At 33.7% G+C, this 11,442-nt stretch carries 9 protein-coding genes; 2 read left to right on the forward strand and 7 right to left on the reverse strand.

The features are described from left to right. Positions 1-285 precede the first annotated feature (285 nt). The 7 genes from SH09_RS01190 to rpmH all read right to left on the reverse strand — a co-directional run bounded on the left by SH09_RS01190 (position 286) and on the right by rpmH (position 7,911). Positions 286-1,746, reverse strand: coding sequence for a carbon starvation CstA family protein (locus SH09_RS01190; protein WP_042737785.1), 1,461 nt, complete (start codon positions 1,744-1,746; stop codon positions 286-288). Between the two features lie 465 nt (positions 1,747-2,211). Then, positions 2,212-3,051, reverse strand: a complete 840-nt coding sequence (gene noc, locus SH09_RS01200; RefSeq protein ID WP_042737787.1) for a nucleoid occlusion protein — start codon at positions 3,049-3,051, stop codon at positions 2,212-2,214. A 41-nt stretch (positions 3,052-3,092) separates the two neighbouring features. Further along, complete coding sequence (gene rsmG / locus SH09_RS01205) at positions 3,093-3,812, reverse strand: 16S rRNA (guanine(527)-N(7))-methyltransferase RsmG (protein WP_042737788.1); 720 nt, start codon at positions 3,810-3,812, stop codon at positions 3,093-3,095. 1 nt (position 3,813) lies between these two features. Beyond that, positions 3,814-5,691, reverse strand: coding sequence for a tRNA uridine-5-carboxymethylaminomethyl(34) synthesis enzyme MnmG (gene mnmG / locus SH09_RS01210; RefSeq protein WP_042737789.1), 1,878 nt, complete (start codon positions 5,689-5,691; stop codon positions 3,814-3,816). 16 nt (positions 5,692-5,707) lie between these two features. Further along, positions 5,708-7,087 carry a tRNA uridine-5-carboxymethylaminomethyl(34) synthesis GTPase MnmE gene (gene mnmE, locus SH09_RS01215; protein WP_042737925.1) on the reverse strand — a complete coding sequence of 460 codons (1,380 nt, stop codon included), beginning with the start codon at positions 7,085-7,087 and terminating at the stop codon, positions 5,708-5,710. Between the two features lie 193 nt (positions 7,088-7,280). After that, positions 7,281-7,625, reverse strand: coding sequence for a ribonuclease P protein component (rnpA, locus tag SH09_RS01220; protein WP_042737790.1), 345 nt, complete (start codon positions 7,623-7,625; stop codon positions 7,281-7,283). A gap of 148 nt (positions 7,626-7,773) precedes the next feature. Further along, entirely contained in the window at positions 7,774-7,911 is a 138-nt protein-coding gene (gene rpmH, locus SH09_RS01225; protein ID WP_000240855.1) for a 50S ribosomal protein L34, read from the reverse strand. A 730-nt stretch (positions 7,912-8,641) separates the two neighbouring features. Here rpmH and dnaA point away from each other — a divergent pair. Continuing rightward, a complete protein-coding gene (gene dnaA / locus SH09_RS01230; RefSeq protein ID WP_042737791.1) occupies positions 8,642-10,012 on the forward strand; it encodes a chromosomal replication initiator protein DnaA in 1,371 nt (456 codons plus the stop codon). A gap of 241 nt (positions 10,013-10,253) precedes the next feature. Then, on the forward strand, positions 10,254-11,387 hold the full coding sequence (gene dnaN / locus SH09_RS01235) for a DNA polymerase III subunit beta (RefSeq protein ID WP_082039157.1): 1,134 nt from the start codon (positions 10,254-10,256) through the stop codon (positions 11,385-11,387). The last annotated feature ends 55 nt before the right edge of the window (positions 11,388-11,442 follow it).

Consider the following 11,442-nt stretch of genomic DNA (forward strand, 5'->3'; position numbering starts at 1 on the left):
TGAAACATCAACCTTGTTACTTCATTACTAAAAAATCCTCAATATATTGCAGCTATAAATCATGCTTTGTCGTATTTGATTTGGCTAAACATAAAAGTTAATAGTTGGTAGTTTTAACTTTTCCTATACATCTTGTTCTATTTGCATCTGTCTTTAACTATAAAGATATGTATTTATCGGTGCTTTAACTAAAACATCGTTTCACAAGACAAAAGACAACTGCTTTGCAATTAGCAATTGTCCTTCATCTTTCGATAATATTATTTATGCCACACAAATATTAATTTATGAGACAATTTGTTGTTGTGTTTGAATCGGATGATCAAGTTCAAATTGGCCTTCTGAAGCTGTCATTTTTCTATATTGGTAAATGAAATACGCAATCCAAATTGCAGTTAGTACAAAACCTATAACATAACTCATGTTAAGATCTAAGCCTAGACCTATTTTTTGGCTCAAAATATATACAAATATATTCCAAGTCATAAATACAGCAGGAATCGCTGCAACCCAGAAGTTCTTCTTAGCTATAAGTAAATACATTGCTCCTACCCATAAGGCAATGACAGCAGTCGTCTGATTAGCCCAAGAGAAATATCGCCATAAGATTGTGAAATCAACTTGTGTTAATGCAAAGCTAATTATAAATAATGGTGCAGAAATTATAATACGTTTTAGTAAACTACTCTGACTATAATTCAAATAATCTGCAATAATCATACGTGCACTTCTAAAGGAAGTGTCTCCACTCGTAATTGGTAAAATGATAACACCTAATACAGCAATCGTGCCAAGCACTGAGCCTAATAACAGATGCGAAGCCTTACTTACGACTAAAGCTGCCTCACCTTTAGCTAACACTTCATTCAATCCATCATAACCATTGAATAAACTCATACCTGCTGCAGCCCAAATCATCGCAATAATACCTTCTGCAATCATCATCCCATAGAATATAAAGCGACCATTCTTTTCTTTATTCGTAGTTCTCGAAATAATAGGTGTTTGTGTAGCATGAAATCCTGATAATGCACCACAAGTAATTGTAAAGAATAACAATGGGAAGATTGGTGCACCATCTGGATGCATATTTTGTAAATTAAGTTCTGGTATTGGCGCTCCTGTTTGAATTAGTCGGAAACCAACCCCCACTGCACTAATTAATAAAAGTGCACCAAATATTGGATAAATACGCCCTATAATTTTATCAATTGGTAAAATTGTAGATAGAATATAATAAACAAATATTGCAAAAATGATTATACCTAATGCAATACGTCCATCCATTAAATTATGTAATAATAATGCTGGACTCGTAACAAATACAGTACCCGTTAACAATAATAATAAAATAGAAAAGATATTAACAAAGTGTTTCATCACTTGACCTAGAAATTTCCCAGCCAATTCAGGAAGATGTGCACCTTTATTTCTAATAGATATCATGCCAGTTAAATAATCATGCACAGCACCAGCGAATATACAACCTACAACAATCCAGATAAATGCGACTGGTCCATACAATGCCCCCATAATTGGACCAAATATTGGCCCTACACCCGCAATATTTAATAATTGTATCAATGAATTAGAAGAAGTTTTCATTAGTACATAATCCACATTATCCCTTTGGTCATATGCTGGCGTTGGTCGGTCCTCTTTAGGTCTAAACATTTTGTCAATATATTTACCATAAGTAAAATAACCTACAACCAGTAAAATGATAGCTACGATAAACGTAATCATTAAACTCCCCCTTTAATATGTAAGCGTTTTCTTAATTTAATCATAGTTTGTATTATTACACAATAGCCTTATTTTATTTTCCAGGGAATAATTAAATTTGTAGTATTTTGATTATTTAAATGCTTATTTTACCAATAAAAAGTGCAATGATATTACTAGTTAAAATTACTATGCAAGAATAATGGTTAATGAGTATGTCCTGGAATCACATCATGCTTTAGCTATAAACAATTTGATTCAAAGTGTTTTTAATATGCATTTAGATATTGATACGAAGAACGTTGGTAAGACTCCTGAGGGAACAGGACAAGCTGAAGACTACAGGCTGAAGCTGTCCCCTAGGAAAGCGAGCCAACAATACGAATAAGTAAAAAATAGCCCTCAGATAAATTGAATTCATCTGAGAGCTATTTTTCTGGAATTTGTATCCCAAACTTTTGCTAACATTTTACTATTTGAATTGTACTAACGCTTATATAACTTAATCTTGATTTCGTAATAATCTTCATGATCTTTTGTTTGATGTTCAACTTGAATACCACTTTGTTCAATAGACTCGATACTCTTGCCAACAGTCTCACGTGCGTCAGTTAAATCTTTAGCAAACTCAAAGCGTTGCGCTTTCACCTTTACTGGACCAACCTTTTGTTTCACACGTGCTTCAGTTTGTTTAACATTTAATTTTTGGCTAATAATTGTCTCTACTAAGATTTCTTGATCTTCCTCTGATAAACTTAGTAATGCACGGGCATGACGTTCCGTAATTTTTCCTTCTCTTAAACGTTCAATTACCTTTGGCGCAAGCTTTAACAAACGTAATTTATTAGCAATAAAGCTCTGACTTTTACCAACACTTTTAGCTAATTCACTTTGTGTTGTATCGCCAATTTCTAGCAGCTTTTTATATGCTTCCGCTTCTTCAATAACTGATAAATTTTCACGTTGAATATTTTCAATCAATGCAACAACTGCTGTTTCTTCATCATCTAAAAATCTAATGATTACGTCAGCATGTGTCTTGCCAATGCTTTGTAAAGCTCTAAATCGACGCTCGCCTGCAATAATTTCAAACATTTCTTCCTCAATTGGACGTACGACAATCGGTTGCAACAAACCATGTTCTTCTATAGATTCTGCGAGTTCTTTAATCTTATTTGGCTCAAATACTTGTCTTGGTTGATAACGGTTTGGCACAATGCGCTCAATATGAATAGATTCAACGTTATTATTATAATCTTCTTCAATATAACCAACTATGTCATCTTTATTTTTTAAACCAAATAATTTAGAAAAAGGTTTCTTCATAATTTATGCGCTCCCTCTAAATTAATTGTTATTAACTGTTATTACTTTTCTAGTAATGGTGACTTATTTGGCGTACCAGGTTTTCTTGGATATTTTTTTGGCGTTTGACTTCTTTTTTCAATGATCATCATCTGTCTATCACCAGCATCCTCAGGTAATTCATATGAAATTGTGTCTATGACCTTTCCACCGAACACACCGATTCCAAAAGCAGCTTCTTCTAACTCTTCGTCACCTTTAGCTGATTTCAATGCGATGAATTGACCACCCTTTTTCACTAACGGTATACATAATTCACTTAATACTGAAAGTCTAGCAACCGCTCTTGCTGTTACGATATCATAAGACTCCCTGTAGACTCCTTTACCAAATGTTTCCGCCCTATCATGTACGAAACTAACATCTTGTAATCCTAAGGCATCTGCTAATTGATTAAGAAATTGAATACGTTTATTGAGTGAATCTACTATTGTTACCTTTAAGTTTGGAAAAATAATTTTTAACGGAATACTTGGGAAACCAGCGCCAGCACCTACATCACATAATGACATTGATTGCGAAAAATCCGCATAAAAACTCGGTGCAATCGAATCATAAAAGTGCTTTAAATATACTTCGTGTTCCTCTGTAATGCTCGTTAAATTCATTTTTTCGTTCCATTCGACAAGCATTTGATAGTACGTTTGAAACTGTTGCTGTTGTTGTTCCGAAAGCTCTATCCCATGTGTACTCAGTTGCTTAGTTAACCACTCTACGCCCATGTTAATTGTTCACCCTTTGAATTTTACCTTGTTCTAAGAAGACAAGTAAAATTGAAATATCAGCAGGATTCACACCAGAAATTCGAGATGCTTGTGCGATATTCAACGGTTTAACTTCTGCTAATTTTTCTCTAGCTTCTGTAGCTAAACTATCTACTTTACTATAATCTAAGTCTTCTGGAATTTTCTTTTCTTCCATGCGTTTTACTTTTTCAACTTGTTGTAATGACTTATTGATATAGCCTTCGTATTTCGTTTGAATTTCAACTTGTTCTTCAACATCTGCAGGTAGTTGATGTGATTCTTCAAGGATATCAAGAATTAAATCATATGTCATTTCAGGACGACGTAATAATTCTAAAGCTAAGATACCATCTTTCAGACGTGAACCACCTTGTGCTTCAATAATTGATTGTACATGTTCACTAGGTTTAACACGAATACCTTTAAGACGTTCTTGTTCATTACGAATCATTTCTCTCTTTTCATTAAAGCGTGCATAACGTTCTTCTGAAATCATACCAATTTCGTAACCTAAATCCGTCAATCTTAAGTCTGCATTATCATGTCTTAATAATAAACGATATTCTGCTCTAGATGTTAATAAACGATATGGTTCATTTGTACCTTTTGTAACAAGGTCATCGATAAGTACGCCAATATAGGCATCCGAACGGCTTAATATCACTTCTTCTTTTTGTTGAACTCGAGCAGCAGCATTAATGCCAGCCATTAAACCTTGACCTGCCGCTTCTTCATATCCTGATGTACCATTAATTTGACCAGCTGTGTATAAGTTTTTAATTTTTTTAGTTTCTAAAGTCGGCCATAATTGTGTAGGCACTAATGCATCATATTCAATTGCATAACCTGCACGCATCATATCTGCTTTCTCTAGGCCTGGAATTGTTTCCAACATTTGACGTTGAACATGTTCTGGTAAACTTGTTGATAAGCCTTGTACATATACCTCATTTGTATTACGTCCTTCAGGCTCTAAGAATAATTGATGACGTGGTTTATCATTGAAACGTACAAATTTATCTTCAATTGATGGACAGTATCTTGGACCTGTACCTTTAATCATACCTGAATACATAGCTGATAAATGTAAATTGTCATCAATCACTTGGTGTGTTTCACCATTAGTATATGTTAACCAACATGGTAATTGATCTAATATATATTCAGTAGTTTCAAAGCTAAATGCTCTTCCTACATCATCGCCTGGTTGGATTTCTGTTTTTGAGTAGTCGATCGTTTTTGCATTAACTCGTGGAGGGGTACCTGTTTTAAAACGTACAACTTCAAACCCTAATGATCTTAAGTTATCTGCAAGAGAAATAGAAGGTAATTGATGGTTTGGACCACTTGAATATTTCATATTACCTAAGATAATTTCACCACGTAAGAAAGTACCTGTAGTAATAATTACAGCTTCCGCCCAATATTCAGTACCGATATTCGTACGTACACCTTTGATTACATCGTCTTCAATAATCAAATCATCAACCATGCCTTGCATAATATCTAGGTTTTCTTCATCTTCAATTACTTTTTTCATTTCTTGTTGATATAATACTTTATCCGCTTGAGCACGTAATGCTCTTACCGCTGGACCTTTACCTGTATTCAGCATACGCATTTGGATGTGCGTTTTATCGATTGTTTTTGCCATTTGACCACCTAGCGCATCGATTTCACGTACAACGATACCTTTTGCTGGTCCACCTACAGATGGGTTACATGGCATAAATGCAATATTATCTAAGTTAATTGTTAACATTAATGTTTTTGCACCGCGACGTGCTGAAGCAAGTCCAGCTTCTATTCCCGCATGTCCAGCTCCAATTACTATTACGTCATATTTTTGAGCCATAATTGTTCCTCCTTAATTATTTTCCTAAACAGAATTGGCTAAACAGTTGGTCGATTAATTCATCGCTTGCTGACTCACCAATAATTTCACCTAATAATTCCCATGTTCTTGTCAAATCAATTTGTACCATATCCATTGGTACTCCAGATTCCGCAGCATCTATAGCATCTTGAATTGAATTTCTAGCTTGCTTTAATAATGAGATATGTCTGGAATTTGAAACGTATGTCATATCTTGATTTTGAACGTCTCCACCAAAGAATAAATCTCTAATTTGTAATTCTAATTGATCGATACCTTCTTGTTTCAACATTGAAGTTTGAATAAGTGGTGTATCTCCAATCATTGCTTTAACTTCTTCCATATCTAAACGTTGTTCCAAATCCATCTTATTAACGATGACAATTGCATCTTCATTCTTAATTACTTCATACAACTGTCGATCTTCCTCCGACAATGTTTCATTATAATTTAAGACAAATAAGATTAAATCCGCTTCACTCAGTGCCTTTCTAGAACGTTCGACACCGATACGCTCAACGATATCTTCTGTGTCACGAATCCCTGCCGTATCAACTAATCTTAATGGAACTCCTCTGACATTTACATACTCTTCTAACGTATCTCGTGTAGTTCCTGCAACTTCTGTCACAATCGCTTTGTTATCTTGTATCAGGTTATTAAGCATTGAAGACTTACCAACATTCGGTTTACCAACAATGACTGTAGACAAACCTTCTCTCATAATCTTACCTTGCGCACCAGTTTCTAATAGTTTATTAATCTCTTGTTTAATTTGCGTTGATTGCTCTAGTAAAAATTCTGTCGTCGCATCTTCTACGTCATCGTATTCTGGATAATCTATATTGACTTCGACTTGAGCAAGGATTTCGAGAATGGATTGACGCTGTCGCTTAACCATATCACTTAAACGACCCTCAATTTGATTCATTGCAACTTTAGATGCTCGATCGGTTTTAGAACGAATAAAGTCCATCACCGCTTCTGCTTGTGATAAATCAATGCGGCCATTTAAAAATGCACGTTTCGTATATTCACCAGGTTCAGCAATGCGTGCACCATATGTCATAGTTAATTCCAACACTCTATTAATTGTTAAAATACCGCCATGACAATTTATCTCTACGATATCTTCTCGTGTAAAGGTCTTTGGTCCCCTTAACACCGATACCATTACTTCCTCAACTACTTCATTTGATTCTGGATCTACGATATGACCATAATTTATCGTATGAGTAGCTACATCTTTAAGTGATTTCTGCCCTTTATATAACTTATCTGCAATTGTTAATGCATCTGAACCAGATAAACGCACAATCCCTATTGCACCTTCACCCATTGGTGTTGAAATACTCGTAATCGTGTCTAAATCCATCATCCATCTCGCCTCCCTTACCAGTCTAGTTAAGTAAAAAATTTCATTATAATATTGTAATGATTTTCATGAAAAAAAGCGAACATATTGCTTAGTGATATACAGTTAGTTAGTCTTACGTTTGTCTGAACGAAGTCTTACTTCCGTCTAAAATAATCACTTTCTCTATATGCTCCCCTACCCTATCATGAAATTATATCTTTTTGTTAAAAACTTTAGCTATCTTTAAAACATGTTCCAAGCTTGATTGTATTTGTAATGTATCCATATCTTTTGCTGGGTGTCTCGCTATAACAATAATTTCAATTGGTATAAGATCTTCTTTATGCACTTTGAAATTTTCACGTATTGCTCGCTTGATTCTATTTCTAACAACGGCATTGCCAATCTTCTTCGAAACGCTAATACCCAGCCTAAAATGTGATAACTCTTTATTTACTTTGGTATAAACTACAAATTGTCTATTGGCTACTGATTTTCCCTTTTTATAAATAGCTTGAAAATCACTGTTTTTTTTAATTCTATATGCTTTTTCCACCAATGCATCACTCGCTTATCTTCTTCTGTAACATTTTGAACTAACTCAAATCAAACATTCCATTTAATATATTGACTAGCTACAGATATTAATGCGTATCTTACTTTATTTAAAACCTAAAAAAAAGACCACTGATGAGTCAGTGATCTTATGCTGATAAAACTTTACGGCCTTTACGACGACGACGCGCTAAAACTTTACGGCCATTTTTTGTGCTCATGCGCTTTCTGAAACCATGAACTTTACTATGTTTACGTTTATTTGGTTGATAAGTACGTTTTACCATGTAAAAACACCTCCATATTTATTCGGTTATCTAACAGTTATTATAGATAAATTGATATACGCTTCTGCTTTAAGTCTTGATTTAACTTTATAAATTCCTAGTCATAATTCAAGCAACTACTACAATATAACAAAATATATTTTATAAAGCAAGCACGAATTTAATTGCAGTATGAGCAGTTATTGTTCTGTTTCTCCTATTATATGGAAGTTTTTTATCATGCTTATAGATGCAGCTTACATAAAAATACCGACATTACAGTAATTTATCCTTAATACATCACTCCGCAAACGATTAGTTTGACCATTATACATTTTTCATACAGTATTTATAAATTATTTCCCAAGCCCACAAGATGCTTATTTTCTGTTATACTATTTCTTTCGCAAAGTTATCCACTTATACACAGTACAAATCGTTCTTACTGTGGATAATTTATAGGTCATTCACAAGTTTTTAGATAGTTTAATAACAAATTCACAGCTATTTGACAGAGGTTGATGTTAAAAAGTATAATTATGTGGATAAGTCATGTAGTTATTGATACATCAAGGGTTTGATTTATTAAATTATATACAAAATGTTGTGGATATATTTATCATCATACATAGTTATCCACTGATTGTGATTAACTTGTGGATAATTATCAACACCTTGTGATTTAGTTTATCCACTGCACTGATTTTTGTGTATAACTTTTAAAATTTACTATATATGGAGTTTGTTAATTATGTCAGAACATGAAATTTGGGAAAAAGTCCTTACCTTGGCTCAAGAAAAAGTAAGTTATCCTAGCTATCAAACTTTTCTAAAAGATACCAAACTGCATTCATTAGAAAATGATGAGGCGGTCATTGTTATCGATGATCCATTTGTAGCCAATTGGTTAAAATCGCATTATGTTGAGATTATTCAAACCGCATTATATGAGGCAATTGGTCATGAAATTATGCCAGTATTTTATTCAGAAGACGAATTAGCAAATATGCAATCCGGTTCTTCTGAACAAAATTCAAATCAATCGCATCAACCTAAAGACACATATGAATCTGGTGTTGATGAAGCAAGAATTGGCGATGAACAATTTAATATGCATAATACTTTTGAAACATTTGTCATAGGTCCGGGCAATAGATTTCCACACGCTGCAAGTTTGGCTGTTGCAGAAGCACCAGCACAAGCATACAACCCACTATTTATCTATGGTGGCGTAGGATTAGGAAAGACACATCTAATGCATGCCATTGGTCATTATGTGTTAGCCAATAATCCAGATGCGAAGGTCATTTACACATCTAGTGAAAAATTCACGAACGAATTTATTAAATCGATACGTGATAACAAAACAGAACAATTTAGAGAGAAATACCGTAATATCGATGTTTTGCTAATTGATGATATTCAATTCATACAAAATAAAGAGCAAACACAAGAAGAATTTTTCCATACATTCAATGAATTACATCAAGCGAATAAGCAGATCGTCATTTCTAGTGATAGACCACCTAAAGAAATTGCTAAATTAGAGGATCGCTTGCGTTCACGCTTTGAATGGGGCTTAATCGTTGATATTACACCACCAGATTATGAAACTCGAATGGCGATTTTGCATAAAAAAATCGAAGAAGAAAACTTAAATATTCCATCAGAAGCATTAACTTATATAGCTAATCAAATTCAATCGAATATTCGTGAATTAGAAGGGGCATTAACGCGTGTACTAGCCTTTTCTAAATTACAGGGACAACCGATTACGACTGAATTAACGGCTGCTGCACTAAAAGATATTATTCAAGCACCAAAATCAAAAAAAATTACAATTCAAGATATACAAAAAATCGTTGGCCAATACTATAGTGTGAAAATCGAAGACTTTAGTGCTAAGAAACGTACCAAGTCAATCGCATACCCACGCCAAATTGCAATGTATTTGTCGCGTGAGTTGACTGATTTCTCACTACCGAAAATTGGAGAGGAATTTGGAGGTCGTGATCATACTACGGTAATTCATGCACATGAAAAGATACTCAAAGATATTAATAATGATCCGACGTTTAAACAAGAAGTAGAAAATCTTGAAAAAGAAATTAGAAATCAATAAAAAAGCTGTAATATAACAGATTAATTATGTGAATTTGAGGAATAACGTTAATAACAGACATTTTTTAAAATGTGGATAATGTGCAAAAGTAATACACACTACACACAAGTTATCCACAATAGCTAAACGATGTCACCATTGAAAAAATTTCGGTTATCCACTAATTCACAAGCCCTACTACTATTACTACGGTTTTAAAACCTATATAATTTATTTATAAACGACTGGAAGGAGTTTAAAAATGATGGAATTCACAATTAGAAGAGATTATTTTATTAATCAATTAAATGACACACTTAAAGCCATCTCACCAAGAACTACATTACCTATCTTAACTGGTATAAAAATTGACGCTAAAGATAACGAAGTAATACTTACTGGATCTGATTCAGAAATTTCAATTGAGATTACAATCCCTAAACAAGTTGACGGAGAAGATATTGTTGAAATTTCAGAAACTGGATCTGTTGTACTTCCTGGTCGTTTCTTCGTAGACATTATTAAAAAATTACCAGGTAAGGAAGTTAAACTTTCTACAAATGAACAATTCCAAACATTAATTACATCTGGTCATTCAGAATTTAATTTAAGTGGATTAGATCCTGACCAATATCCATTACTACCACAAGTATCAAGAGATGATGCAATTCAATTATCAGTAAAAGTGCTTAAAAACGTGATAGCACAAACAAATTTCGCAGTGTCCACGTCAGAAACACGCCCAGTACTTACTGGTGTGAACTGGCTTATACAAGAAAATGAATTAATATGCACAGCTACCGATTCACATCGCTTAGCCGTGAGAAAAGTCGCATTGGAAGATAGTTCAGAAAATAAAAATGTCATTATTCCAGGTAAAGCATTATCAGAACTAAATAAAATTATGACTGATAGTGAAGAAGACATTGATATCTTCTTTGCTTCAAACCAAGTATTATTCAAAGTTGGAAATGTAAACTTTATTTCACGTTTATTAGAGGGGCATTATCCAGATACATCACGTTTATTCCCTGAAAACTATGAATTCAAGTTAGGTATTAATAACGGTGACTTCTATCATGCTATTGATCGTGCTTCGTTATTGGCACGTGAAGGCGGTAATAACGTTATTAAATTAAGCACAGGAAATGAACTTGTAGAACTTTCTTCAACTTCACCTGAAATTGGTACAGTTAAAGAAGAAGTAAGTGCAAACAATGTTGAAGGTGGTAATCTGAAGATTTCATTCAACTCTAAGTACATGATGGATGCATTAAAAGCAATCGATAATGACGATGTTGAAATAGAATTCTTTGGGACAATGAAACCATTTATTCTAAAACCAAAAGAAGACGATTCTGTGACACAATTAATTTTACCAATCAGAACGTATTAAATTTGAGCATAAAATTATAAGTAGTATCCAAACAGATCTAGACGGAAAATGTCTA

Origin of the sequence: Staphylococcus gallinarum (assembly GCF_000875895.1) — a bacterium.
In the GTDB taxonomy this organism is placed as follows: Bacteria; Bacillota; Bacilli; order Staphylococcales; family Staphylococcaceae; genus Staphylococcus; species Staphylococcus gallinarum.

Coding starts and splice junctions, on each gene's coding strand:
- mnmE (WP_042737925.1), bottom strand. CDS start 7,087: ATGGATTTAGACACGATTACGAGTATTTCAACACCAATGGGTGAAGGT.
- rsmG (WP_042737788.1), bottom strand. CDS start 3,812: ATGGGCGTAGAGTGGTTAACTAAGCAACTGAGTACACATGGGATAGAG.
- dnaA (WP_042737791.1), top strand. CDS start 8,642: ATGTCAGAACATGAAATTTGGGAAAAAGTCCTTACCTTGGCTCAAGAA.
- dnaN (WP_082039157.1), top strand. CDS start 10,254: ATGATGGAATTCACAATTAGAAGAGATTATTTTATTAATCAATTAAAT.
- SH09_RS01190 (WP_042737785.1), bottom strand. CDS start 1,746: ATGATTACGTTTATCGTAGCTATCATTTTACTGGTTGTAGGTTATTTT.
- mnmG (WP_042737789.1), bottom strand. CDS start 5,691: ATGGCTCAAAAATATGACGTAATAGTAATTGGAGCTGGACATGCGGGA.
- noc (WP_042737787.1), bottom strand. CDS start 3,051: ATGAAGAAACCTTTTTCTAAATTATTTGGTTTAAAAAATAAAGATGAC.
- rpmH (WP_000240855.1), bottom strand. CDS start 7,911: ATGGTAAAACGTACTTATCAACCAAATAAACGTAAACATAGTAAAGTT.